The following is a 25299-nucleotide window of genomic DNA, read 5'->3' on the forward strand; positions in this document are numbered from 1 at the left end:
ACCCTATGGTGTATTCCCACGAAATCAATCTATCCGATCAAAAAGTGCTATCTAATCAAGAATCATCGGTTGGACAAGAAAACATTACTTCACAAAGGATGCAGATTACAGACGACCTGCAAAAGTTGCTGGACATCTTACCCGAAGAAATTCGCTCAGTATTGGAGCAACACCCCCAGCAAGACCGTCTGATTGAAGTGGTCATGGATTTGGGTCGCTTTCCAGAAGTACGCTTTCCTCATGGGGCAGAGTACCTTTTTGAAACCCCAATCACTCAAGAACAAATTCATCATTGTGTTCAGCGCGTGGGACACTTTAGTGGAGATAACCGTGCGGGAATTGAGCGAACCCTGCACCGAATTAGCGCGATTCGCAACCGTCCCGGTGAAATTATTGGCTTAACCTGCCGTGTGGGTCGAGCGATTTTTGGCACCATCGGCATGATTCGTGACTTGGTGGAAACCGGTCAGTCGATTCTGATGCTGGGGCGTCCGGGTGTGGGTAAAACTACAGCTTTGCGGGAAATTGCCAGGGTATTGGCGGATGATTTGCATAAACGGGTTGTGATTATCGATACCTCCAACGAAATCGCAGGTGATGGAGATATTCCTCATCCAGCGATTGGTCGCGCTAGACGGATGCAAGTCGCACGCCCTGAACTTCAACATCAGGTGATGATTGAAGCGGTGGAAAATCACATGCCTGAAGTCATCGTGATTGATGAAATTGGTACGGAACTCGAAGCGCTGGCGGCTCGAACCATTGCAGAGCGAGGTGTGCAGCTCGTTGGAACGGCTCACGGCAATCGCATTGAAAACTTGATTAAAAATCCGACCCTTTCCGATTTGGTGGGCGGTATCCAGGCTGTGACGCTGGGAGATGATGAAGCTAGACGCCGAGGCTCTCAGAAAACGGTTTTAGAGCGTAAAGCTCCCCCAACCTTTGATATTGCCATCGAAATGCTGGAGCGGCAGCGCTGGGTTGTTCATGAGAGTGTTTCGGATACCGTCGATGACTTGCTGCGGGGTCGCCAACCGAATCCGCAAGTGAGAACGGTGCATGACAATGGGAAGGTGACGATTACCCGTGAATTTCCGACGGCACCCGTCGCCACGCCGCCGAATCGAGCTGGATTCTCTTCATTGCAGACGCAGACAAAATCAACGGGATGGCGCTCGTCTGGACAGATGAAACCTTTATCGCGTCCATTAGCAGAACCGTATTCCGAAAATCGCAACTTTGAACAGTTGCTCAATCAATCCTGGCAAGAACAAGATGACTTTGCCAATGGGGTGAGAATGCCTGGGCCGAATGGGGAAGATTTGCCGCTGCATATTTATCCCTATGGCGTCAGTCGCAATCAATTGGAGCAGGTGATTCGGGTGCTCAGTTTGCCGGTGGTATTGACCAAGGATATGGACAGTGCAGATGCGGTGTTGAGTTTGCGATCGCATGTTAAAAACCACGGTAAGCTGCGCTCTATTGCCAAAGCGCGTCATGTGCCGATTCACTCGGTGAAAGCGAGCACTATCCCTCAGATTACCCGCGCCTTGCGGCACATGTTGGATATGGACGATCCCAGTATGCCGGAGGTAACTGACTTACGCTTATTTACTCAAAGCGGCACTGAAGACGAAATCGAAGCACTCGAAGAGGCTCGCCTTGCGGTTGAGCAAATTGTACTCCCCAAAGGTCAACCCGTAGAGTTGCTGCCGCGATCGCCAAAAGTGCGTAAGATGCAGCACGAACTCGTCGAACACTATCGCCTCAAGTCCGATAGTTTTGGGGATGAGCCGAATCGGCGCTTGCGGATCTACCCCGCTTGAGGGAACTGGGTTGGAGGTTAGAAGGTTGGAGGTTAGAAGGTTGGAGGTTGAAGGTTAAAAAACTCGTTAACTTGGCAACTTTCAACCTAAAAAACCTTCTAACTTTCAACTTTTCTTCCAAATTCTGAAAAAAGGCTTGACACTTTGCGGGTACGAGCTGCTACCATAAGCAAGGTGACACCAGTGGGGCGTAGCCAAGTGGTAAGGCAGCGGGTTTTGGTCCCGCCATTCCTAGGTTCGAATCCTAGCGCCCCAGTCAGTTAGAGATAAGCAAGCGTTAAATGCCAATGATTTAGCTTCTCCGACCAGTAACAGATTGAAACGTTTCTGGGATTGCTGGAGCAATCAGGAGTAGCGTAATCTTTTTGTGAAGAGCGAATCGCAAGACATGAGCCGCTCGAAGTTAAGAAGTGCGGAAGGTGAACAGGTTCATGCGACCTATTTTTCATTGGCAGTCCTCCCTTATCGCTGTAGTTGGCGCGATTTCCCTGAGTCTCATCCAGGGAGCAACCACCGCCATACAAGCGGCTCAAACCGTTGTCGTGCGTCGTGGCACGTCCAGCCAATCTATCCCCTTGGCTGACCTTAAAACCCTAGCTGAAACCGGGAAAGCCTCATCCAGCCTCCAATCTTATGCACGAAGGTTGCGCCCTAAGGAACGAGAGACAGTTCTGTCCGCATTCCAAGCCAATTTCAACATGAACCCGGTAGCGGTGCGTAACTTCCTCGATACCCCAAGTGGTAACGTCCTGGTTTCAGCGCTGGCTAGCGCTACCTCTCGCTCTGATCGGGTGGGTGAGTTATTGGTGAAATCAGCACTCGTGTCGGGCGCTAAGGCTGCGAAAGGACTTTCTCTGATTAGTTTCATGGAAGCCTATCCCACCCCCAAACTGGAAATTAATCTGGATCGGGCGTTTCTGGTTGCTGAAAACTTTAATAAATCCTTTTGGCAATCTCAGGCGTTTATGGCGGCGATTGCTCCCCAACTGACCTCCCAACGTCCTCAGATTAATCTACCCTTTGACCCCACTCAACCTGGGAATGCCACCGTGCAGGTGTTGCCATTAAAGCTGAATGATCGGGAACGCAGCCGGGAAATTCCTGTGGATCTGTATTGGTCAACCCAATCCTCCCTCGATAAACCCATTATTGTCTTTTCCCACGGATTGGGTTCAGTTCGCACGGATTTGCGTTACCTAGCCCAGCATCTCGCCTCCTATGGCTATGTTGTCGTTGCCTTAGAACATCCGGGTAGCAACGAGACTCATGTGAAGCGAGCACTAACGCTGAAAGCTCCATTATTAGAAGCCCAAGAGTTTTTAAATCGGCCTAAGGATATTAGCTTTGTTCTGGATGAACTCCAATCGCTCAACCAAAAATCAGGAGTACTCCAAGGGAAACTCGCACCCAATCGCACCCTGATCGTTGGCTATTCGTTCGGAGGTTCTACTTCTCTATCCCTTGCCGGAGCAGAGTTACAGCTCACTTCGTTGAAACAAAGCTGCCCTGGAAATGTGCTGGCTAATAGTCTGGGAGAAAATGCCCAATGCTTTGCCAAGGGGCTTGCTGAGGAACGATACCAACTGGGCGATCCCAGAATAAAAGCGGCGATCGCACTTTCTCCTACCGCCTCTTTGCTGTTTGGTGAAACCGGCTTGAGTAAAGTTACCGTTCCCACCCTAATTACAGCCGCTTCCGCCGATAAAACGACGCCAATTTTACCGGAACAGGTGATACCCTTTGATCAACTCCCCTCTCCCAAATGGCTGGTTGGTTTTGTTGGTGCCACCCATTTGAGTGTGAAAGACCCCGACACGACGATTGCTCAGGCGCGTGAACCGAGTACTCTGTATAGTGGCGGTGAAATTGTCGGTGAGCAATCGGTTGAAGTTCGCAACTACGTAAAAGCGATCGTGCTGGCGATGGCGGCACAACTGACTGATGAGGCGAAGCAATACTCTATTTTTCTCACACCTGAGTATGCTCAGTTGATTTCCACTGAGCGCTTTCCCATGCGCCTAATTACTGAAATTCCCCCTCAAGCGGAGGCGATTCTCAACGATTTCGCCCAAAACAAATAAGCGCTTTGAACTTGTGGGTTATTGAAAAACAATCCTACAAAATGTGTTATTTGGCGACGTATCTTTCCTGTCTCCCGATTAATCTGGGCTATCAAAAAATATTTCTATGGCGTCACTAATCTGTTAGAAGATAAAGCTCATTCTTGGACACAGAGGAACTTATAGGCTCGTCAAGATTAAGTCCTCTAACGGTGTTTCTTGCTGTATTGGTTCAACATTTATTTCCTCTGTTTCCTTAGCTGAGTATCTTAATTTTCAGTCCCAATTTGATGAATATGGCCTTGGATATGAGTCGATTGAACTCTAATTTTGTGAAAGATTGGAGTCTCACGCTTGAAAAGCCAATAAGAGAGGATAGTCAGACTCGTCAGATAGTTGTTCTATAGTTGAGTCTTTTGTGAACTCGGACTCCCTTTCCAGTAATCTTTTCAGCTAGTCTGCATTCGTTGGGGAGTGTAATTGGCCATGAACTACCATCAAGGTGGTACTCTAATTTTTCCGGTGAGCCAATTCAGTCAACAATCCCTAGGGGACCAGCTAACGAACAGACAAGACAAAACTCTAGAATATCGTGATTAGACTCGTAAGGGGTGAGTCGTGAGCCAGATAAAAGACTGTCCCATGAGCAGAGTAAAATCGAGAAACTCAAGGTGATGCTAGAGGAGTGAAGAGCGCACTCAATTATCAGTCAAAAGCATACTCTATAAGCTCAGTTATCGCGACTGAGCTTTTTGCTTAGGACTTCCTTGGCGATGTCTTCTCCAATGCTTTCCCAAGACCAACGTTGTGCAGGAGTGGATGAAGCGCCATCATGTTCCATAACCCACCTGGAGTTCGTTCACCAAAAATTCATAACTTCTTTACACGTTCTTAATATTAAATTAATCGCTCCCTTATTCAGCTCAATACTCTCGGCGTGGGAAGTAGAGAAAAGATATTGTAGGGTTCGCTTTTCTCTGAGAAATGAGCAATCGTCACTTTTCACAAATTTTTCACACTCGATTGATAGGCTTTAATTGTTTCGGTAATCACCTATCTAAAGCTCTCCCTGTGGCAAGGGAGAGCATTTTTTGTGTCAAATTCTGAAAAACTAGACATTCTTACTTTATTTCACAAATTATTCACACTCGCTTAGTAGGCTTATAGATGAGTGTAGAAGTAGGCCCTCTTAACTGCCTCAAGAGGGCTTTTTTGTGACTATGTCGCTGCTCATTCCCTGATTGCAAGAGCTGGATGACCAGCACAAGCAGTCTACCAACGAACCCATCCCTCGGTTACAACTCCACAATCGTGTAACTGAATAAAATCGGAAATATTATCATCCAAGCCAATCCCAAATCTGTGGTGTTAATGCGCTCGATTTGACTACCATTACGGACAACAAGTGTCTGTTCATGTTGTCCACTGATACTGATAGCTCCCTTCTAGTGTTCTTTTGCGATTGCTTCTGTTCGACACGCTTCGCTAACGCTGGTGCCGTTAGCGTTCGCCTTTGGCGTTGTCGGCTCGTCGCTGGGTGCGAAGCAGCAAAGCGATAGCGCCGGGTTAGCGACGTTAGCTCTCGCGAGCCGTAGCGTCGGAACGAGCGTCGGCACTAGCATCGCTGATTGCCTAGGGTAAGTCTGATAGTAGCGTTATGAGTGCTTTGGCGAGATCGTGATACTGCTCTGGTGTGTTGTATAGCTGAGCCGAGACTCGCACCATTTGCTGGAATGGTGTAGTCCAGGGAATCACTGGCACCTCAATGTTGAAGCGATCGCACAATAAATCCTGTAGGACTGGCCATTCCCGTACTTGCCCTAGTGGCTCGTACCCAGACAACTCATGGGGTAATGGCACAACCGCCATTGAGCCAATCATTTCATCGGGACACGGGGGTGATACGCCTAATGCCTCACACAGCGATCGCCTCGCCCACAGTGCCTTTGTTCGATTGGTTTCCATCAATTGAGTCCATCCACCCGGCAGCAGGGAACCGAGGAACTCAATGGCTTCCGGGACGCACAAATAGGCGGTTGGATCGTCCGTACCCATCCAGTCAAACTCTAGTTGAAAAGGTGACTTATCTGTCCGGCGTGAGTTGGCACCGTGACTAATGGTTAAAGGACGAATCGCGGATTGGCGATCGCGTCGGACATAGAGAAATGCCGCCCCCTTCGGTGCACATAACCACTTATGGCAATTGCCTGTATAGTACGTAGCCCCAATCTCATGTAGGTTCAGGGGCAGCATTCCCGGTGCATGGGCACCATCAACTAGCGTATCCACATCCCGCGCCGTTAATTCATTGACCAACTGCTGGATGGGAAAGATTAACCCCGTTTTACTGGTGACATGATCCAACAGTGCTAGGCGGGTTTTCGCTGACACTCGCTCTATTACCGATTCAATGATCTGATCCGGTGACTCTAGGGGAAAGGGTATTGTTGCTATAACTACCGTCGCTCCGGTACGACTGGCTATAAAATCGAGAGCGTTACGGCAAGCGTTATATTCCTGGTTGGTTGTCAGTAATTCGTCTCCTGAGTTGAAGGAGAGCGACCTTAATACAGCATTGACTCCTGTTGTGGCATTGGGGACAAACACCAACTCATCTGCCTGTGCACCCACAAATGCTGCCAATGAGTGGCGTGAGGCATCAAGCAACGCTTCAAATTCCCGCATAAAAAAGCGCAAGGGTTGCCGTTCTAACTGCTCCCGCAATCGCTGCTGTGCGCGTTGGACTGGCAGAGGACAGGCACCATAAGAACCATGATTGAGAAAGGTTACAGATGGGTCAAGCGACCAGAACTTTTGGAAGTCCGAACCTTGAAGTTTGAAGTTTCTAGTTTCATCCTTCACACTTCATCTTTCACCTTTTGAGTCAACTCCCCAGGCCGGACTCGAACCAGCGACCAATCGGTTAACAGCCGACCGCTCTACCACTGAGCTACTGAGGATTGTGTAGCTAACGCTTCTCACGATTATCAATATTACCGATAACCCACATCATTTGGCAAGCCCCTCGGCAAAAATTAGTAAAAATACGGTTGGCACGCCCCTATCAATCTTGGTATGTAAGGTAAAGCTATGCTATTTGTGTCCTTCTGTCTCCTCACCTCCTATGCTGACGCATCACCGCAAACCCGTCTGTCTGTCCCTCGTGTCTACGGATCTGCCTGTTTGGTCTATGGTGGAAACAGCCGCTACGCTCTATCAAAAAGACCAAGAGCGATTTCACCTGCTGTTGAGCGAACCTATCCCACGGGAGTGGGAACCGGAACCGACAACGGTTGATCGAAGCCATAGGCCGAAGCCTAACAATCTTCGACTCTTGTGGATGGAAATTTCGCCCTACCGCGTAATTATGACGATGCAAGGCAATGGTAAATTGAGTTATCGTCACTTTTGGGAGCAAGGAGTGTATGGCGTCAACCGCTATTGGTTGCAAAGCGACTCTCTCCAAGGGCACGAGGGGTTTCGTCTGCGAAATTATACCCGGAGCTTGAAGCTAGAGGGTCGCCCTTTACCCCAACATCTGCGACTAGAATATGAACTCTGGGCAGAACGAGTTCAGTTGGGTCGCTATGTTTTGAATCTGGAGATTCATCACTAAGTAGGGCTTAGGGAATAGTGACGGGAAGTCTCCAGGAACAGGGACGGTTGAGCATCAAGCGTTAAGCGTATGAATTTGGGCTTGTGGGGTCTGACAACACTCAAGCCCACTCCAGTTACATCACTTTTAAGTTAATTCCCCTCCACCCACTCACAAATACTTCTGCAACAACAACCCCAACTTCTCCTTGGTTGCTGCCGGCACCTTATCCAGTTGCGTCAAAATTGCATACTTTAACGCCGAATGCGCCTCCGATGCTGGCGGATTCTCTGTCAGACGCCGCACCGTTTCTTGAATCACCTTCTGAGCATTGGTCGCATTGCGATGCAGATTGGCAATCACCATCTCCACCGTCACGCTGTCATGGTCGGGATGCCAACAATCATAATCCGTCACCAGCGCTAAGGTGGCATAGGCAATTTCTGCCTCTCGCGCCAGTTTCGCCTCTGGTAAATTCGTCATACCAATGATGGTTGCCCCCCAACTGCGGTAAAGATGGGACTCGGCTTTTGTGGAAAAGGCTGGCCCTTCCATGCAAACATAGGTACCCCCACGATGTAGTGTCACATTAGGTAACTCAAGACTGGCAACGGCATCAGCTAGAACCCCAGCAAGTTGGTGGCACACGGGGTCGCCGAATGCAATGTGAGCAACAATTCCATCTCCAAAAAAGGTAGAAATCCGGTTTTTCGTCCGGTCAATAAATTGGTCTGGCACAACCATATCCAAGGGTTTCGCCTCTTCTTTGAGGGAACCTACCGCTGACGCTGAGATCAAATACTCCACACCCACTTGCTTCATCGCATGGATATTGGCTCGGAAGGGCAACTCCGAGGGCATCAGGTGATGATTGCGACCGTGACGTGCTAAGAAAGCGACTCGCGTACCTTCGAGGGTTCCCACAATCAAGGCATCAGAGGGAGTACCAAAAGGTGTATCTAAGAACACCTCTTCCACATCTTTGAGGGCTTCCATTTTGTAAAGCCCACTACCGCCAATAATTCCAATCTTTGCCTGAACCATCGTCTTTGCCTTATGCCTTGCTGTAACGCCAAGTTATTTTAGCGGCAAACAGACGACAATCAGCAAAAAGCCAGCTGACTCATGCCGAGATGTCCTCAAGCCAGCTGTTTGATGATTGTGGTATTCAATTTTTTGGGCTTAGCTTCAGTGATTGACTTGTTACTTCTTTAACAACATCATGCCAATCGCCAAAGAGCTTAAATAAATTAGATAACCCCAGGCCCCTTACCCCGCCGATCAGCGTCCATCGTTAGGTCGCCGTCTTTATCGTCGTTAATTTCTTGGAGTTCTTGCCGGCGTTCAGCCTCTAGTGCCTCTTCTTTTGCTCTTAAGTCCCCCGGTTCATTGACATACATTTCGGGTTCAATGGCAAAGTTATCAATCAGTCCCTCTTTGTCTACGGTAAAACCGTGGGTTTCGGGTCTATCGTCCTGGGGATTTCTCTTGAAATCTTCCCCTTCTCTGTCTTTGCGGGCTGCGGTTTCAGCAGGAACAATCCCGCGATCATAGTTATCGCCTTCTACACCAACTTCAGGTTGGGGCAATTTTTTATCTGTATCCACTGGGCTTTCCTCCAATAACATTAGTTTGTTATATGGATTACGTTAGAGCAACTGTTAGAAAAATCTCATCCATCTTAGGACTTAAACCTTTTGATCAATTATTTATGACTTTGATGACTTAAAAATTTCTTATATTTAATCATCAATCGTGAATAAGATTGACTTTTTTAAACGAACCACTCCAGGAACTACAGTCCGCACATAGACAAAGAAAGCTCCTCATGAATCATTGAGGACTGCAATAAGCATTTTAAAAACTATGAAGGATTGTTAATTATGGCAAAATCTGCTAAGTAAGAGTGTCTGGGTCTACTTCATGTGTTAACAAACCTCTCATTATCAATATTTGGCGGCAGCGAGTAAGTTAAAATAAGCTAATTTAATACTTCTACGTAGGAATTAGTTCTAACACCCTCACAACAATGAACCATTCCAGAACATCTCTAACTTTTGCTGCGCTACTGTCTATCTGTGCCACTAGCTGGTCGTTTATCTCTAGTACTAAAGCAAGTGCGGAACTGCCAATTTTACCGATTCAATTATCGCTGGCAGCAGATCAGAGTGTCTGTTCATTTATTACCGAAAATAATGTGAATATTCGCAGTAGTCCGAATACTCAATCCCGCGTTGTGACAAAACTCAGAAGGGGAGACATTGTCAGAGCTGTACGGCGATCGGGTAACTGGGTTCAACTGACTGGAAGAGTAACCTCACCCCCTGCAAAAATGCCAGAGGTTGTTAAACCGTTGAATGGTTGGGTCAGTAACCAATATATTAATGGATGTTCGGAAGATCAGTTTGAGCGCTGGCGGCAATAAGGCGATTAGTCGGTTTTCCCAGTTGCCTCGGCGGATTTTATCACACCGTCAAGGGAATCACCCTGTTTTCCATTGACTCACCCAACTGGGTGATTTATGGAGCAAAAGAAAGTATTTTTCCTAAAAGATTGTTGGACAAGTTGGAGTACTTAAAAGTAGCACTTAAAGCGAAAAAGTGAACAAAATTCTATTCCAGCTTGTTACGACTTCTCTAGGATTATTTGTAATTTTCAGCCCTTTGAGTGGGATGGCTCAAACCACCCAACCTGCTCAAAATTCACCTAATATCCTACCGCCTGTCAATTGTCAAGAAGAGCGAGATTCGGATGTCCAGTTTAGTGTATTTCAGTTGCAAGGCAAGACGCGACAGTATGCCAACTCAAAAAATCAAGAAAAGGCAGCCCAAACTCTCACTCAATTGTTCCGAAACCTGCGCCGCTTGGAGAACGCTTCAAATAAAGCTGCTATTTTAGAAGAAATCCTGGATTTGGAAATACGAAGTCAGCATTCCCGACTGTTAGCGGATACGGTTGACTTATACATTGCCGCCGGACAAAAACAGCAAGCTGTCCCAGTTTTAGCCGAAGCGCTGCAAACTGTTCAAACTTTAAGCAGTGGTCGAAGCTATGCTAAAACCAAATCCCTTGCCGCGATCGCACTTCAGTATGCCGCAATTGGACAAACCGAGGAAGCCCTCAAAATTTTAGACCAATCTGTCCAAACCGAAAAATCTATCCAAGGTGCTGAATTCAAAACTAAAGCCTTAACTGCCATTGCCCAAGCCTATCTAGCAGCCGGAAAATTTGAACAAGCATCGGGAATCTTAGATCAATCCTTGCGCCATGCCACGACGGTTCAACATCCCAATCCTTATCGCCAAGGTGAGTTATTGGCGGCTGTGGCAAGTACCTACGCCAAAGCTAGACAGCACAACCAAGCTTTAAAAGTCGCACAACTAATTACAAAGGCTCCTTATCATAAAGCCAATGCGATCGCTGCTGTTTCTCGCCAGTATAGCCAACAAACCGAATCCGAATCAGCCCTGCGAACGGCTCAAACCATTGAAAATCATAAGGATACAGCCGACATTAAGGCAAAACTGTTGGCGGATATTGGTAATCAGTATATTCAAACGGGAAAGCCAGATAAAGCCGCTCAAGTTTTCGCGCAAGCCGTGCAAACTGTGCAAATTGTAGACAATACTGAGGAGCAATCGCGACTGTTATCTGAGGTTATCGTCAAGTATGCTCAAGCCGGACAACCAGATGCCGCGTTGCAACTGATTCCCAAAATCACGACTCCTGGGTATTCTAAAGCCAGAGCAATAGCTGCGATCGCAACCAGTTATACCAAAGCCGGACAACAGGCGAAAGCGTCTCAAGCCTTATCCCAAACCCTAGCCACCATCGCTGCCATCCCGGATGCTAATCAGAAATCAAATGCGAGAGCGGATATTATTTCCAGCTTGATTGAAGCGAAACGCTTTGACTTTGCGGCTCAAATTGCCCAAGCGATTGAGGATGAGTTTACCAGAGCCGACACCCTACGAGAAATTGCCGTTCAAGCAGCAGATGCGGGACAAACTGATGTAGCAATGCAAATCATTCAATCCCTGGAAAGCAAGTTTGTCGATCACAGAAGTACAGTGTTGCATCGAGTTGCCCTGGCTCACGCTAAAGCAGGACAATACGATAAAGCCTTACAAGTGGCTCAAACGCTGGACAGTCGGATAGCGTATCGAGCAAAAACTCTAGGAGCGATCGCAACTCAATCTCACAAAGCAGGACAATCCCAACGCGCCTCTGCTATTTTCACTCAGGCACTGCAAGCCGCCAATGCGGCTGAAGATACCAATAGCAAAATTAATGCACTTGGGGCGGTTGCTTTAGAGTATGCCAATTCTCAACAACTCAAGCCAGCTTCTCAAACGGTATCTCAAGCGTTACAAGTAGCGCAAACTATCCAAGATGCATCCTTACAGTCAAGTGCGTTACGGGAAACGGTTGAACGATTCATTTTTGCCCAACACTACGACTTAGGGCTCCAAGTTGCCCAAGCGATGAAAGCACCGCATGAACGCAGTCCCAGCCTACACGGAATTTTCCAACAGTCAATCGAGGCAGGAGAACACGCCAAAGCTTATCAGTTTGTCAACTTGCTGCAAACACCAGAAGAAAAAGCGAGATGGTTGGTTGCGATCGCTCGTCAATATGTCCAGGCAGGAAACACAACCCAAGCATCTCAAGTTTTAGCTCAAGCGTTGCAAGTCACGCTCACAATTAAAGGCCCAGAATCTAAAACCTTGGTGTTCGGGATGCCACCGGATATTACGGTAGTAGACGATGACTCAGATCGAGGTAGCTTTTTAGAAGCGATCGCGCTTGAATATGCCAAAGCTGGACAACATGCCCAAGCTCGGCAAGTGGCACAACGGCTGGAAAATCAGGCTATTCGTACTTGGTTAAATCAGCGATTAGCTTGTTATCAACGCCAATAAAGCGAATGACTTATAGTGTGTCTGGGTAATGACCCCTAATAAAAATATTACGGTTTGATTGCCCGACACCCTATTAAGCTGTTAAGCCTTTAAACAGCTAATGTAAGCTGACGGGGAATTCCGCGAAAGAGGTTAACGAGGGTTCCCACACAAGAGAGTAGAATCTTCATATAACAGCTTTATAATTGCCCTTGGTAGAGCTATGGTGATTAGCCAGGAAAATATAATCAGACCAGCGGCAACCCTAAGTGTGACTTGGGAAAGGCTCCCAGACGACTACAAACTAGAAGAAGAACCTGTGGAGAATACTGGGCAACCGCTGATTGCTGGAGCCTTACGCGAACCTTTAGAACTGATAGGGTACATTAAACCCGAAATGCTCATGGCCTCCAACTTGGGCATTTGCGCGACGGTAAACGGAGAGTTGGTGATTAAGGCACCGGATTGGTTTTACGTCCCTAGGGTACAACCGCTAACACAACGATTTGATAGCGAAGCGCTGCTGCTTACAGCAGATCGCAAAAGCTATACACCCCATTTAGAAGGGGATAATCCCAGCATCGTGATGGAATTCCTATCCGACACTGAGGGTGGGGAATATTCAGTCAAGCGTAGCTATCCCCCCGGTAAATGGTTTTTTTACGAGCAAGTTTTGAAAGTACCCACCTATGTGATCTTCGAGCCAGACACCGGATTGTTAGAGGTTTATCGATTGCAGGAGCAACGGTATGACTTGGAATTACCCGATCCAGAAGGACGCCATTGGTTCCCTGAAATGGGGTTATTTTTGGGAGTATGGCGGGGAGAGAAAGAAGGACGCACAGGGTATTGGTTGCGCTGGTGGGACGAGGGAGAAAATTTGCTGCTGTGGGGTGTAGAACGCTTGGAGCAGGAACGCCAGCAAGTTGAACAAGAACGTCAACGAGCCGAACAAGAACATCAGCGAGCTGAGAAATTAGCAGCCTACCTGCGCTCTCAGGGGATTAACCCAGATGAGATTGAATGAGGCAATTGTCTGTCTCTATTGGTAATCGACAGCTAATTTTCTGTTTGCAACAACCAAAAACCTGTATAAGTCATCCCCGAATCATCGGGTTGTACTAACAAAAAATGCAATCCCTGACTGAGGGATTTGCGTTGTTCATACGTCCGCGCTGCTGTTGCAACCTCTGTATCCTCAAATGTGGCAACAACCCATCGATCAACCAATCCAGCTTCTAGAATTAACCCATCCGGTGCACCCGCGATGTAGTTCAACGAGACAGGTTGAGCATCCTGAAGCCAACGGGCGAGTTGCATTGACTTGCGCCCTCCATCAATAATTACTCCGGGAACCGCTACCGTTGAGGCTAAACCCAGATTGAGGGGTAAGAGAAATTTGGGCATCTGTAAAATCGGGATGGGGCGATCGCCAAATGCTTCCTCAATGTTACCCGCAGGAATAGACGCAAAGCGCCAGCGATCGCCCCAGAGATTTTCTGGTAGTGGCAAGGGTGGCGGTTTATCGATGGCAATGGGATTATAAGCCTCAGCCGTGTAACCGTCCTGCTTAGGGTATTGCGACGCCCGTTCCTGTAACCATTGTTTCAACGTTTTTGTGCCTCGCGTTGGTTCCACTGCGATACTCAATTGCTGCGCTGCCGCTTCCATTAAACTCAGTGACTGGGGGCGAAACACTTGAATCACATCCGGAAACTTGTCACCCGCCGCCTGCCGCAGTTGGGCAACCAGCCAGTTAGCATTAACTTCTGCCTGGGGACACAAAGCTTCATAGGTAAAATGACGAGTTGCATCACAAATTAACAACTCCCACAGCACTTGCCCCGTTGCATCTCGTAGTGGACGCCGATAAAAATCTGCTTGCCAAATCCCCATCTTGTTGCACCTTTAGGTATCCCCAGGTTATCAAGAAATCTATATCCTACAAACTCAATGGCTCAGGTAAATGGCGAACGAAAGGTTATAATGACAAGCCAGCTTACCTCAACGTTGTCAACCCCTCGCTTGTGTGCATTGCCATACCGCTATGAACCCTGATTTGTCTCAATTCGGTACCCAGATGTCCAACCTTACAGGTGTCCGGGCCATTATGAAAGATATTATTGAAACCTTAAAAACAGGTGAGGGGCAGGAGTTTATTAATTTAAGTGCGGGAAATCCGGTGATTTTGCCTGAAGTGGAGCAACTTTGGCGAGATTCTACAGCACAACTGCTAGCCAGTGCGGAATACGGTGAGGTGGTTTGTCGCTATGGATCGAGTCAGGGATATCAGCCGTTAATTGAAGCGATCGCATCTGATTTCAATCAACGCTATGGGCTAAACTTAAGCGATCGCAACATCTTAATTACCCCAGGAAGTCAGTCGATCTACTTCTACGCCACGAATGCGTTTGGCGGTTATACAACTACCGGCAAATTAAAACAAGTTGTTCTGCCTCTGAGTCCGGATTATACCGGCTATGGTGGAGTTTGCTTAACACCAGAGGCGGTTATTGCCTATCAACCCACTTTAGAAATTGACGAGAAGGCACACCGTTTTAAATATCGCCCTGACTTCAGCCAATTGACGATTACAGAAGAGACTGGCTGTGTGATTTTTTCCCGTCCTTGTAATCCTACGGGTAATGTTCTCTCCCATGAAGAGGTGAAGAAAATTGCTGATTTGGCAGCATCATTTGATGTGCCAGTATTAATTGATTCAGCTTATGCGCCCCCCTTTCCGGCGTTGAATTTTACAGAAATGACGCCCGTATTTGGCAGTAATATCATTCATTGTATGAGCCTGTCTAAAGCGGGGTTACCAGGAGAACGGGTGGGTATAGCGATTGGTGATCCAAAGTTGATTGGGATTTTGGAGTCATTTCAAACAAATTTATGTATTCATTCTCCCCGATATGGACAAGCGATCGCAGCGCGGGCGATCGCATCGGGCGCATTAGCTGAAATTTCGTCTAACATCATTCGTCCTTACTACGCTTCCAAGTTTGATGTGTTAGAAAATACCCTCGCTCAATCCATGCCTGAAGAATTGCCTTGGTTTTTACATCGGGGAGAAGGGGCAATCTTTGCGTGGTTATGGTTACAAGATTTACCGATAACGGATTGGGAACTCTATCAAGAGTTAAAGAAAGTCGGTGTCATTGTGGTACCGGGTAGCACTTTCTTTCCCGGACTACGAGAAGTTTGGTCGCATAAACAGCAGTGTCTTCGCATTAGTCTCACTGCCAGTAATGAGGAAATTGAAATCGCCATGCAGCGTTTGGCAAAGGTAGTGCAATCGGTTTATCAGCGTTCTGCGGTTAATGTTTGAATTAACGAATTTGAGGTTGTGAAAAAATGACTCAGACTCAATATCGATTGACGCTTAAAGAATTTTTGGCAATGCCAGAGTCTGATATTACCTATGAATTAGTAGAGGGTGAGGCTATACCAAAAATGTCGCCTAAACGTTTTCATTCCAGGGTGACTGGAGCTCTATATACACTCCTGAATCAGTGGTGTCCGCAGCGGGGTGAAGTGAATCCCGAATGGGCGATCGCATTAAAGCGTCAAGGGGAAGATTGGGTGCCAGTGCCTGATCTAACTTATGTTTCCTATCAGCGTCTTCCCGTAGAGGTGATGGAGGATGAAGCTTGCCCGGTACCACCCGATTTAGCGATTGAAATCATTTCACAGGGACAGACGTTTGGGCAATTAGTAAAGAAGGCAACTGATTATTTAGAAGCTGGAGTATTGCGGGTTTGGGTTGTCGATCCTCAGGCGAGAAGTATCACGGTTTTTTATCCTGATGCGCCACCGCGAACTTATACTAAAGATGCATTAATCACAGATTCTTTGGTGGAGGGGCTGCGACTTACTCCTCAGCAGATTTTTGGAGAGGCAAGATTACCGGATGTTTCTGTTAATCCCTAATAGGGATTATTGTGTCTTGCAAGCGAATTCGTTAATAGTGAACGTCTCTAATGATATGAGTTTCAATCCCTGATAGGGATTATTGTATCTGGCAAGGAGAGGCTAGTACGTTGATAGTACTTCTTGTGAAGTTTCAGTCCCTGATAAGGATTATTTTATCTTGCAAGTTCTGGCGATAGGTTGGCAATGTCGTCTAGGCAATCAATGTTTCAATATGAATTAGTGATGAGTGTGAGGCTAATTCGATGCATATCCCAAGGGTTGCAATTTCTACTGTATTCAGTTTAGTCGTCTGGGGTGTTACCCCAGTTAAGATGGGAAACGCCCAATCCATCCATACACAGAAACACCCCAACCCGATTAACATCGACGATTCCGACAAACTCGATATTAGCCCTCATACCAAAAGAGAGTTGGAGAGGGGTGATTCAGGGATTTTGGCAAAAGAACTAATCACTCAATTACCTCAAGTCACAGTAACTCAAGAGACACCCCATATCCTGCCATCAGAAGAGCAGTATCAGGCTGTGTACGATGGGGATTTTTTGAGGATGAGTGATGTCAGTAATCCGGCTTCCACTCCAGCTTCTGCACTCAACCTACAACAATCCATCAATTCCGAACCCGTCATTTTACCTGATTCTATTGCAGAGAATGAATTTATTGTCAAGGATGTGGAGATTCGCTTCGTCAACAATAAAGGAGAATCAGTCGATAAAGACGGTAATCCCATCCAGGGACGAATCCCTAGAGAGTACATTGCTAATGAGATTCAACTGAAGCCCGGTGATGTGTTGACACAAGCTGTCATCCGCAGAGATTTGCAACAGTTGCAGCAATTAGGATTATTTGAGCGAGTTGATGTCTCCGTTGTACCCGCCGATGAGGGTGTGAATGTCATTTATAACATCCAACAGCGTCCAGCGCGTTCGATAAACCCTGGTGGCGGTTATAACGATGACGTGGGTGTATACGGTACATTGAGCTATCGAGACTTCAAACTCTTACCCAACCCCCAGCGCGTTGAGGGCAATACTCAAATCAGCCTGAATAACGTCGATTTTAATGCCCAATATGTCAGTCCTTATCAAGCCGCGAATGATAGCTTAGGGTATAGCTTCAGCGTTTTTCGCAAGCGTACTACGTCCAATATTTTCGATCGCGAGATTGACCTCCTCAGTGGTGAGAGAGTGCGAGAATTACGATCAGGTGCTAGGGCAGCGGTGACGCGTCCCATCGGTGAATGGTGGGGGACGGTGGGGTTGAATTTCACTCGCCTGAGTACACGCGATCGCGATGGCAGGATTGCCCGTGAGGATGAACTGGGCAATCCCCTCACCTTCAGCGGTACAGGGATTGATGACTTATATACCGTATCTCTAGGTGTCACTCGCGACTGGCGAGACAATCCCTTTAACCCCAAACAAGGCTCAATTCTCTCTCTCTCTACCGAACAATCCATCCCCATCGGTGTGGGTAATATTCTCCAAAATCGCTTAGTGGGTAACTATATTCAATATGTACCCGTGCGCTGGCTAAGTTCTGAGGCGCAAAATGCTCAGCGAGATGTGTTTCCAGAAATGTTTGCCTTTAATTTGCAAGCCGGTGCGGTGATTGGAGAGATGTCACCCACTCAAGCGTTTCGTCTGGGCGGTATCAATTCAGTGCGAGGATACGAAGAAGGTAATCTGGGCAGTGGTCGCAGTTATATCTTAGCCACTGGAGAATATCGCTTTCCCGTCTTCTCCGGCGTGGGAGGGGTGATATTTGCTGATTTTGCCTCAGATTTAGGGACAGGGAACTCAGTCGTTGGAGAACCGGCTGTGGTGCGGAATAAGCCTGGGACTGGGTTTGGTACCGGAGTTGGGGCACGCTGGCGATCGCCTTTTGGCATTCTACGAGTTGATTTGGGTGTCAATGACCAAGGCGAAGTCCGATTTTATACTGAACTCGGCACAGGTACTCGATTTTGAACCCCATAGGACTTACCCAGACACACCATCTTTAGGGGCAATCCTTCCGTGGTTGCCCAGCTGCCTGAGAAGATCATTAAAACTGGGTTATGAAAGTTCTGTCAAGATACTTAAGATTAGTTTACATTTTTTCCCAATATGGGTAAAGATACGTGTAAATAATGCACAAGGGTTCTCTACTGCATCAATCCCTAATCACTCAAGCGAGTGATTCAACTGAATAATCTGCGCTCACCATTGATGGTGTCCTCACCCTTAGTTTCGGCTTGGGCAACGCCCAGTGAGGGAAAAAACAATAGTAACACAGAGGTGTCTATTTTGAGTGACACCCACTCTTCCAACAGCATCTGCATCTACTGAGCTAATTGAACGTTGTAACTCTTCCAACCTGCGCCGATATCGCGCCGGTTCCTTTGAAAAACGATTAAACAGCCAAAACTCCCAAACACAGCTATGGATACATCAGAATTCCAGTCACGTTATCAAGCCGGAGAACGAGATTTTCGTAATGCTCACTTGCCTGGTGCTAACCTATGCAACACCATGCTGCTAGGTGTCAACCTGAGTGGGGCTGATTTGAGTGGTGCCGACTTATGTGGGGCGGATTTAAGCGGTGCTAATCTAGCGGGTGCCAACCTATTCGGTGCTGACTTAAGCACGGCTGACTTATTGAATACCGATTTAAGCAGTGCTGACTTAAGCGCGGCTGACTTGTGTGGCGCAAACCTCAATGATGCCAATCTGTGCGATGCTAATTTGCTGAGTGTTAGCTTGAGGTATGCCAACCTGAGCGATGCCACTCTCAGTACAGCTAACCTCAGTTACGCTAACCTACTAGGGGCTAATCTGTTTGGGGCTAACCTATTAGGGGCGGACTTAAGCTATGCAGACTTGCTGGGTGCTAACCTATTCGGGGCTAACCTTATGGGCGCTGATTTAAGCTATGCCAATTTATTAGGCGCTGACTTCAGTTATGCTAATTTGTTGGGTGCCAATTTATGTTATCCAACCAGTCTATTGGCAGCCAACCTGAGTGGTGCCAATCTCAAGGGTGCTAACCTCAAAGGTGCTGAGCAGGTATCGGCGACACTAACTCAATCTAAATTAATTGACGGATATTTACAGTCTGCTGGCTTGCAAGGATCTAATGTCGATCATGCCAAATTAAGCCGATTGATTAACGCTTTTTCAAGTCGGGAAATTTTGCTGTAAAAATCAGTTAGATCCAAATACTTTTTGATGATTCTTCCTTGCTGCGGAGGAATAGAATGTGTTGCATCAGCTAATAGTTTGTAGTGAGGACTAAAGTCCTCTTGTGAGGGGCGCTCAAGCGCCTACTACGAACTCATTTTATTAGGAGAACCAGACCAGATATCAGCGGAGAGAACGCACAGGACTAAAAACTATAATCCACTTCGACAATTTCTGTATATTCAAACTCACTGGAACTACGCTTCACCAAAGAATAGGGAATTCCCCCTAACTCGATCGCATCTTCTTCGCAATCGGATTTAGGAGAATTATAAGTCAAGACATATTCTCGACCGAGGTGATGAGCCATCTCTTGAGCGACTTCCCCCCGCCATTGCGTCTTAGTCACTAAAACCACGAGTTGATTGGCTAATTGAGGAAGTTTTTTGGCAATTTGTCGGCGGTAGATTTCATCCAAACTTCCGAAAGGAGAATCCATAACCATGGGAAATGTACTACTATCGAGACCCATCAAAGTATTTTCTTTAATCCACTCCCGCACTCGATCAATAATACCGCCAATAAACGATAAGCTAAGAATTTGATTTTCCCCTGTAGAGGCGGCAACAATCGTTTCTTGTCCCCCTGTAGGGTCAACCAGCATCAATTCATACTTCTCGCTTAATTTGGGAATATAAGGCGTGAAAGAAATTGAAGTAAATATTTCTTGAACTCGCTTTTCTAAGGAAGCTCGGAACTGATTTTCTAAACGCGATCGCACTTCTGTTAAGCGTTCAATCGCCTCCTGAGTTGTAGCAATTCGTCGTTGCGCTAAAGCTTGCTTTGCCTCATTCATCTTGTGCTTGGCAATTTGCTTCGTCTGTCGCTCTATTTCCGCCTTTAAGCTTTCTATTTTCTGCTGATTGGCTCCTTTTTCTAGGGTCAAATCCCGAATCTTGTCTTCCGTTTCATCCAATCGCCTTTGTAACTGTTGAATATCCTCATTGGGATAAGTCCGTAGCTTTTTATTAATATCATCCAACTGCGTCTCGATTTGAGAAAGATCGGCTCTTCCCTGAGCAATATTGGCTTGTTGCCGATCCACATTTTCCCAAAATTCAGGCACTTGCTTGTCGATTTCCTCCACCTGTGCACTCATGCGGATTGCCGTTTCTTCCACATCAGCCATTCCTGCCTTATCCATCCAAGCAGATACTTGCTGATGAGTGGAAGTTCCTTCGATCAATTCTGTGCCACAAATACAGCGTTGCTCGTGGAGTAAATCGCTGACAAATTGCCGTTTAATCCCAACTGGCAACTCCCCTGCTTTCCGTAATTCATCAACAATTTCTCGAAACTCTGCCGTTACCTCTGAGAGCAAAACCGTATAGCCTCGTGTGGATATCGCTTGTTTCTGAGCTTCTTGAGATTGTTTAAGCTGTTCTCGGACTAATTTTTCTTTTGCTTCCAGTTCATCCCGAAGACGCTGTAACTCTTGGGCACCGCCCAGTTCTAATAAGCGATTGCCAACCGTCTTTTTTAATTCATCCTGGTGTGCTATTTCTTGCTCAATTTCTTTTTGGCGATTTGAGACTATATGGCTTTCTTTCTCAAGTTTTCCCTGTTCTTCTAAGAGCTTCCTGGTTTCAAAATCTCCAATCAACGCCAACTCTGCTTCTAGGCTCTTTTTGGCTTCCTTTAAATGCTTAACTGAGCGATTTAAAACCTCCACACCCAGCAAAGTCTTTGTGGCTTCAGCAATTTCTGCCTTTTTATCCGAGCGAACAATTTGTTCAATCCGTTCGCCATCAAAGAAGAAATATTGATGTAAGCTGGTAGGCAAAATTCGACCAATGATATCTTCTGGGAGTTGTTGCGGCAATAACCAACGTCCATCATCGCCGGCTATTTGAAGATACAACTCGCTTTCTCCCTGTTCAACTCCAAGTTCCGTTTTGTAAGCACGGCAAAGACGCTTCGCTTGATAACGTTTATTTTGATGCTCAAACCCCAATTCCACCCAGCAGTCTACAGCTTCTCCCATGGGAGATTCGGCAATCGCTCGTTTATTCACTAATTGTTCTTCCGAGGCAAATGCCGCACTGAATTTCTCATATAAAACCCAGGTAAAAGCATTCAGCAGTGTTGTTTTACCCGCACCATTATTACCATGAATAATGGTTGTATTTTGCTCGCCACCCGCTAAGATAATTTCTGGAGTTTTGCCATAGAATTGGCGAAAGTTACAAAGCCGAATCGATATCAGCTTCATTGCACTTCTTCCTTGATAATTTTTAAAATATCGTCATTAATATTCCGAGGAACTTTCATGTAGAGTTTATCTTTCTCAGCCTGCAACACCCGCTCAATAATTTGTCGAACTTCTGGGGGAGCGCTAGTAATCGGCTCCTGTACATCACTCAATTCAATGGGCGCGTTGTAAGAAGAACGCTTTTCCGATACAACGATCGGTCTAACTGTAGCCGGAATGTTAGAGTAGCTAAATGCCATCACCATGTCTAATTTTTCTCACTCCTTTACATATCCAACAGCCCGTATCTTTTTTGTAGCTGTAAAAGTTTGATTCTAGCTTCTCCGGCATTATCAGCTAAGTCAGCAAATTCTAAAAATCGCTTCAACTCTTTTTTCAGGAGATTGCGTTCCACCTCCAAGGTTTCTCGCCCCAAGTCTGGGGGTAAAACAATCATGTCGAATAATGTGGCACGTTGCTTGCCTGGATGTGGGCGTAAAATCCGCCCCCGTCGCTGAATAAACTGACGCGGATTGCCACTACTAGCGAGAATCACAGCGGTTTGAATGGCGGGGATATCGACACCTTCATCTAAACAGCGAATTGCTACCAAACCTTGCAATTCACCGTGTTCAAATTGACGGCGCAACTCTTCTCGTTCTACCAAGGGGGTTTCGGCAGTATAAGTATTGATGCGATAGCCAAGTTCCGCCCCTAGTAACCGGGTGACAGCAGCAATTTGATGCTGGTTTTCCTGACTCAGAGAACCTTCTAGGGTACCGTCACCGCAATAAAACAGGGTATGAGATGTATCTAGACGCCCAACCATTAATTGTCGCAGAGCTTCTAACTTATTCGCCGCTGCTCCAATTAATCGAGCACGTTGCATTAATAAAGATGTGACGGTGTCATTGCTCTCAAAATCCTCCTCATCCATCAGTGCCCAACCAATTCGTTTGGTTAATTTGGCATAAGCTAACGTCTCGGCTTCGGTTAATTCCACCAAAATGGGATAGTAAAGATAGTGAACAAGCGCCCCTTGTCGAATGGCATCTGCTAAGGTGAGTTCGGGTTGTAAAACACTACCAAAGTAATCCAATAAAAAATGCGTTCCCTGCTCATCAAAATAGCGTTCTGGGGTGGCGGAAAGGGCGAGGCGCAAGCCAATATTGCGAGGTAGGCTTTGTTCTAAGCGAGGTGAACCTAAGTTATGAGCTTCATCGCCGACAATTAATGTTTTTTCAGGGAAATAATTGAGCTGAGATTGCAACCCTTCTCCGATTAAAGTGGCATTAGTGGTAATGATGGTAATAAAGGGCTGGTTGCCCGATTGAACGTTGTAAAGTGCGGTGGAAAGTTGACTTTGCCAGTTGTGGAGATTCTCGAAGGCTAAGATGGGTTGCAGGTTAAAGTTTTGGCATTCTCGCGCCCACTGGGTAACGAGATGGCGGTACGGGCAGACGACGAGTAAGACTTGTAAACCAATTTTTTGATACAGTTCAGTGGCGATCGCAAGTGCTGTAATTGTCTTTCCACTCCCCGTCGCCATCTTCAGCGTGCCTCGCCCCTGATTGCCAAACCAGTTCGCTACAGCTTGCCGCTGATACTGTCGGAGTTTAATAGAGGGGGGTATTCTGGGGCATCCTGGTGGGGGCTGATTTTTCTTGGATGAACGTCGATGGTAACTGCCCTTAGCTTCAGCTACCGCACCGGGGGTGTAACTAAAGTGATCGACTGAAGGCAGCGTTAATTCCTTTGGAATCGCTTCGCTATCGCGAACAGACAAGCCTTCGTCATATAAATTCTTAGCTTGACGCTTCTTCGGGACTCTGTAAACATTCTTTGAGAACAACGCCACTATCGAACTGCCCCTGACTTAAAACGTGAAACCCGATACTCTGTTTTACCAACTATTCCAGAATTTTCCTAGTATATTCTTTGAACTCATGGGACAGCCAACCCCTGACGCCAGCAATTACCCGTCCACTGCACCACAAGTCAAGCAACTGCCCTCTACTCACCCGAAATACTACCGACAAAATAAAACAGATCATGAACGATTTGCAATTTACTACAAGGTGCAATTTCTAGCTGACGTCCCTGCTGAGCGAGAAAGATGGCTTGATTCGTGTCGCTACCAAAACCACTGTCGGTTTGTCGATGGGGTTCGCGGCGATCGGCTTACAGTTTCGCTTCAAAGGGGTGATTGCAATAACGGGTTTGGTGTGTGCTTGTATTGTTTGAATGAGTTGCCCGATTTTAAAATTCTATAAGTTAAGCGTTTTATCCTATTCGTATTTTTATTTTTTAGTTGAATCTTTATAAATTTTTCTTTGCATATGAATCCTCGATTTTTAGCATAAATCTCAAAGCAAAAGGCGACAAGTAATACAGAGATGTATTACTAATAAGATTCAGCAAGAGATCTAATGTTTAGAATCAGTAGTCAATTTTCTATAGCATGTCTCAAAACGCTAGCTGTCAATACCCTGATGTTAGGAGCTTTGCTATCCGGCTTCCTGTTAAGCATGAGCAAGCCTGCTGCTTCGCAAAATTTGGGTAATAGACAGGTTAACTTTAACTCGTCACCCCGCTTAATTGGTGCTGCGGTTGCCACCTATCCAGGTGTAGGGGCTTTAGCGCAATATCAGTTTACAGTCCGCGTACCTGACAAGGCTGGGAAACCGCTACAAGCCGTCAAGATTACCCAACGGGAGAATCTGGAGCGGATTCAGTTCGCTCACAGTCATAGTGCGGCATTTGCTGGTGATAGATTCGCTGGGGGTTCGGAAGTTTCCATTGCCAGCGTTGCGGGAAGCGAGACTTCAGATTCTAATGAGGTAACTGTTGTCTTTGAGCAGCCTATCCAACCTGGGAGTACTGTGACCATTTCCTTGAGGGGAACTCGCCCTACATGGGGCGGTATTTATCTATTTGGATTCAGGGGGCGACAAGCGCCCCCAAAGCCAGAATTGAAAAGGGTTTTACCCAGCCAGCTCCCGCGCTAAATACCGAGCTTATTGACAATGACCTGGATGGGGGTAGTCAGGAAAGACGAAGGTGTACCCAATGTATGGTAAAAAAGAACGGTCTTATTAACGAGAACAAGAGCGCCATCAAAAATGCTACCAATATTCTATCAAGCTCAGCTAGAAAAGTATCTAAGTCAATCTCAACTGATTACATTGAAGTTGTTAGTCTGGTTACTTCAAAGTCAAAAACAGGTAAAAATAGAAAGATTAGCAGCGACGCTACCTTTACCCATTCAGCAGAACAGCCGTCGTCGTCATATACAACGTTTTTTAAGCCTGAATAAATTAAGTGTGGTTCTCCTGTGGTTTCCCTTAATCAAACAGATAATGGCTCGACACATAGCCAAAGGGAAACAACTGATTATCGCCTTAGATAGAACACAATGGCAAGAGAATAATATCTTGATGGTGAGTGCGATTTATCAAAAAAGAGCCTTGCCGATATGCAAGGATTTTATTGGATAAAAAGGGAGTGAGCGGCCTCAGAGAGCAACAAGTCGTCTTGCGACCCGTAATTAAGTTATTTAAAGCTCATCA

Annotated in this window: 20 protein-coding genes, 2 tRNA genes and 2 pseudogenes; 14 read left to right on the forward strand and 10 right to left on the reverse strand. The window is 46.5% G+C overall.

The features are described from left to right. Nucleotides 1-98 precede the first annotated feature (98 nt). From NDI48_24405 to NDI48_24415, 3 genes are all read left to right on the forward strand, one after another. A complete protein-coding gene (locus NDI48_24405) occupies nt 99-1826 on the forward strand; it encodes an AAA family ATPase (protein MEP0834314.1) in 1728 nt (575 codons plus the stop codon). 184 nt (nt 1827-2010) lie between these two features. Continuing rightward, a tRNA-Gln gene (locus NDI48_24410) sits at nt 2011-2082 on the forward strand. Nucleotides 2083-2257: 175 nt separating this feature from the next. Continuing rightward, nucleotides 2258-3907, forward strand: coding sequence for an alpha/beta hydrolase (locus NDI48_24415; GenBank protein MEP0834315.1), 1650 nt, complete (start codon nt 2258-2260; stop codon nt 3905-3907). Nucleotides 3908-5331: 1424 nt separating this feature from the next. Here NDI48_24415 and NDI48_24420 read toward each other — a convergent pair. From NDI48_24420 to NDI48_24430, 3 genes are all read right to left on the reverse strand, one after another. Then, nucleotides 5332-5508, reverse strand: a complete 177-nt coding sequence (locus tag NDI48_24420) for a hypothetical protein (protein MEP0834316.1) — start codon at nt 5506-5508, stop codon at nt 5332-5334. A 10-nt stretch (nt 5509-5518) separates the two neighbouring features. Then, nucleotides 5519-6748: an aminotransferase class V-fold PLP-dependent enzyme gene (locus NDI48_24425; GenBank protein ID MEP0834317.1), complete on the reverse strand. Its 1230-nt coding sequence runs from the start codon at nt 6746-6748 to the stop codon at nt 5519-5521. A 26-nt stretch (nt 6749-6774) separates the two neighbouring features. Then, nucleotides 6775-6846 (reverse strand) — tRNA-Asn (locus tag NDI48_24430). Between the two features lie 164 nt (nt 6847-7010). Between NDI48_24430 and NDI48_24435 the strand changes: the two genes are divergently transcribed. Next, a complete protein-coding gene (locus tag NDI48_24435; protein ID MEP0834318.1) occupies nt 7011-7502 on the forward strand; it encodes a hypothetical protein in 492 nt (163 codons plus the stop codon). A 150-nt stretch (nt 7503-7652) separates the two neighbouring features. On the opposite strand, the gene NDI48_24440 is transcribed toward NDI48_24435, so the two are convergent. Continuing rightward, nucleotides 7653-8525, reverse strand: a complete 873-nt coding sequence (locus NDI48_24440; GenBank protein MEP0834319.1) for an S-methyl-5'-thioadenosine phosphorylase — start codon at nt 8523-8525, stop codon at nt 7653-7655. A gap of 206 nt (nt 8526-8731) precedes the next feature. Next, the gene (locus NDI48_24445; GenBank protein MEP0834320.1) at nt 8732-9109 is read right to left on the reverse strand and encodes a hypothetical protein; all 378 of its coding nucleotides are present in this window, start codon (nt 9107-9109) and stop codon (nt 8732-8734) included. Nucleotides 9110-9510: 401 nt separating this feature from the next. Between NDI48_24445 and NDI48_24450 the strand changes: the two genes are divergently transcribed. From NDI48_24450 to NDI48_24460, 3 genes are all read left to right on the forward strand, one after another. Then, a complete protein-coding gene (locus tag NDI48_24450; protein MEP0834321.1) occupies nt 9511-9906 on the forward strand; it encodes an SH3 domain-containing protein in 396 nt (131 codons plus the stop codon). A 175-nt stretch (nt 9907-10081) separates the two neighbouring features. Beyond that, entirely contained in the window at nt 10082-12403 is a 2322-nt protein-coding gene (locus NDI48_24455; protein MEP0834322.1) for a hypothetical protein, read from the forward strand. 202 nt (nt 12404-12605) lie between these two features. Beyond that, nucleotides 12606-13409, forward strand: coding sequence for a Uma2 family endonuclease (locus tag NDI48_24460; GenBank protein ID MEP0834323.1), 804 nt, complete (start codon nt 12606-12608; stop codon nt 13407-13409). A 32-nt stretch (nt 13410-13441) separates the two neighbouring features. Here NDI48_24460 and NDI48_24465 read toward each other — a convergent pair whose 3' ends face one another. Then, complete coding sequence (locus NDI48_24465) at nt 13442-14278, reverse strand: Tab2/Atab2 family RNA-binding protein (GenBank protein MEP0834324.1); 837 nt, start codon at nt 14276-14278, stop codon at nt 13442-13444. A 151-nt stretch (nt 14279-14429) separates the two neighbouring features. Between NDI48_24465 and NDI48_24470 the strand changes: the two genes are divergently transcribed. The 4 genes from NDI48_24470 to NDI48_24485 all read left to right on the forward strand — a co-directional run bounded on the left by NDI48_24470 (nt 14430) and on the right by NDI48_24485 (nt 19500). Continuing rightward, nucleotides 14430-15713: a valine--pyruvate transaminase gene (locus NDI48_24470; GenBank protein ID MEP0834325.1), complete on the forward strand. Its 1284-nt coding sequence runs from the start codon at nt 14430-14432 to the stop codon at nt 15711-15713. Between the two features lie 26 nt (nt 15714-15739). Further along, a complete protein-coding gene (locus NDI48_24475; GenBank protein ID MEP0834326.1) occupies nt 15740-16315 on the forward strand; it encodes a Uma2 family endonuclease in 576 nt (191 codons plus the stop codon). Between the two features lie 245 nt (nt 16316-16560). Beyond that, complete coding sequence (locus NDI48_24480) at nt 16561-18288, forward strand: BamA/TamA family outer membrane protein (protein ID MEP0834327.1); 1728 nt, start codon at nt 16561-16563, stop codon at nt 18286-18288. Nucleotides 18289-18741: 453 nt separating this feature from the next. After that, nucleotides 18742-19500 carry a pentapeptide repeat-containing protein gene (locus tag NDI48_24485; protein ID MEP0834328.1) on the forward strand — a complete coding sequence of 253 codons (759 nt, stop codon included), beginning with the start codon at nt 18742-18744 and terminating at the stop codon, nt 19498-19500. A 184-nt stretch (nt 19501-19684) separates the two neighbouring features. On the opposite strand, the gene NDI48_24490 is transcribed toward NDI48_24485, so the two are convergent. The 3 genes from NDI48_24490 to NDI48_24500 are packed head-to-tail and all read right to left on the reverse strand — an operon-like array spanning nt 19685 to nt 23363. Further along, nucleotides 19685-21751 carry an AAA family ATPase gene (locus NDI48_24490; protein MEP0834329.1) on the reverse strand — a complete coding sequence of 689 codons (2067 nt, stop codon included), beginning with the start codon at nt 21749-21751 and terminating at the stop codon, nt 19685-19687. Continuing rightward, nucleotides 21748-21996 carry a hypothetical protein gene (locus tag NDI48_24495; protein MEP0834330.1) on the reverse strand — a complete coding sequence of 83 codons (249 nt, stop codon included), beginning with the start codon at nt 21994-21996 and terminating at the stop codon, nt 21748-21750. Before NDI48_24495 ends, NDI48_24490 begins: the two co-directional genes overlap by 4 nt. 20 nt (nt 21997-22016) lie before the next feature. Then, nucleotides 22017-23363 carry a DNA phosphorothioation system restriction enzyme gene (locus NDI48_24500; GenBank protein ID MEP0834331.1) on the reverse strand — a complete coding sequence of 449 codons (1347 nt, stop codon included), beginning with the start codon at nt 23361-23363 and terminating at the stop codon, nt 22017-22019. A 313-nt stretch (nt 23364-23676) separates the two neighbouring features. On the opposite strand from NDI48_24500, the pseudogene NDI48_24505 reads away from it, so the two are divergent. Continuing rightward, nucleotides 23677-23766, forward strand: a pseudogene (locus NDI48_24505) (hypothetical protein). Here the strand turns inward: NDI48_24505 and NDI48_24510 are convergent. Next, nucleotides 23744-23907, reverse strand: a pseudogene (locus NDI48_24510) (phosphopantothenate synthase). The pseudogenes NDI48_24505 and NDI48_24510 overlap by 23 nt on opposite strands. 351 nt (nt 23908-24258) lie before the next feature. Here NDI48_24510 and NDI48_24515 point away from each other — a divergent pair. Continuing rightward, entirely contained in the window at nt 24259-24738 is a 480-nt protein-coding gene (locus NDI48_24515) for a DUF2808 domain-containing protein (protein MEP0834332.1), read from the forward strand. Between the two features lie 114 nt (nt 24739-24852). Then, the gene (locus NDI48_24520) at nt 24853-25227 is read left to right on the forward strand and encodes a hypothetical protein (protein MEP0834333.1); all 375 of its coding nucleotides are present in this window, start codon (nt 24853-24855) and stop codon (nt 25225-25227) included. Nucleotides 25228-25299 lie beyond the last annotated feature (72 nt).

It is taken from the genome of Microcoleus sp. AS-A8 (assembly GCA_039962225.1).
In the GTDB taxonomy this organism is placed as follows: Bacteria; Cyanobacteriota; Cyanobacteriia; order Cyanobacteriales; family Coleofasciculaceae; genus Allocoleopsis.

Excerpts from the sequence above, each read along its gene's own strand:
- NDI48_24405 (MEP0834314.1), top strand. The coding sequence starts at position 99 with ATGCAGATTACAGACGACCTGCAAAAGTTGCTGGACATCTTACCCGAA.
- NDI48_24415 (MEP0834315.1), top strand. The coding sequence starts at position 2,258 with ATGCGACCTATTTTTCATTGGCAGTCCTCCCTTATCGCTGTAGTTGGC.
- NDI48_24420 (MEP0834316.1), bottom strand. The coding sequence starts at position 5,508 with ATGCTAGTGCCGACGCTCGTTCCGACGCTACGGCTCGCGAGAGCTAAC.
- NDI48_24435 (MEP0834318.1), top strand. The coding sequence starts at position 7,011 with ATGCTGACGCATCACCGCAAACCCGTCTGTCTGTCCCTCGTGTCTACG.
- NDI48_24440 (MEP0834319.1), bottom strand. The coding sequence starts at position 8,525 with ATGGTTCAGGCAAAGATTGGAATTATTGGCGGTAGTGGGCTTTACAAA.
- NDI48_24445 (MEP0834320.1), bottom strand. The coding sequence starts at position 9,109 with ATGTTATTGGAGGAAAGCCCAGTGGATACAGATAAAAAATTGCCCCAA.
- NDI48_24450 (MEP0834321.1), top strand. The coding sequence starts at position 9,511 with ATGAACCATTCCAGAACATCTCTAACTTTTGCTGCGCTACTGTCTATC.
- NDI48_24460 (MEP0834323.1), top strand. The coding sequence starts at position 12,606 with ATGGTGATTAGCCAGGAAAATATAATCAGACCAGCGGCAACCCTAAGT.
- NDI48_24465 (MEP0834324.1), bottom strand. The coding sequence starts at position 14,278 with ATGGGGATTTGGCAAGCAGATTTTTATCGGCGTCCACTACGAGATGCA.
- NDI48_24470 (MEP0834325.1), top strand. The coding sequence starts at position 14,430 with ATGAACCCTGATTTGTCTCAATTCGGTACCCAGATGTCCAACCTTACA.
- NDI48_24475 (MEP0834326.1), top strand. The coding sequence starts at position 15,740 with ATGACTCAGACTCAATATCGATTGACGCTTAAAGAATTTTTGGCAATG.
- NDI48_24480 (MEP0834327.1), top strand. The coding sequence starts at position 16,561 with ATGCATATCCCAAGGGTTGCAATTTCTACTGTATTCAGTTTAGTCGTC.
- NDI48_24485 (MEP0834328.1), top strand. The coding sequence starts at position 18,742 with ATGGATACATCAGAATTCCAGTCACGTTATCAAGCCGGAGAACGAGAT.
- NDI48_24490 (MEP0834329.1), bottom strand. The coding sequence starts at position 21,751 with ATGAAGCTGATATCGATTCGGCTTTGTAACTTTCGCCAATTCTATGGC.
- NDI48_24495 (MEP0834330.1), bottom strand. The coding sequence starts at position 21,996 with ATGGTGATGGCATTTAGCTACTCTAACATTCCGGCTACAGTTAGACCG.
- NDI48_24515 (MEP0834332.1), top strand. The coding sequence starts at position 24,259 with ATGAGCAAGCCTGCTGCTTCGCAAAATTTGGGTAATAGACAGGTTAAC.
- NDI48_24520 (MEP0834333.1), top strand. The coding sequence starts at position 24,853 with ATGCTACCAATATTCTATCAAGCTCAGCTAGAAAAGTATCTAAGTCAA.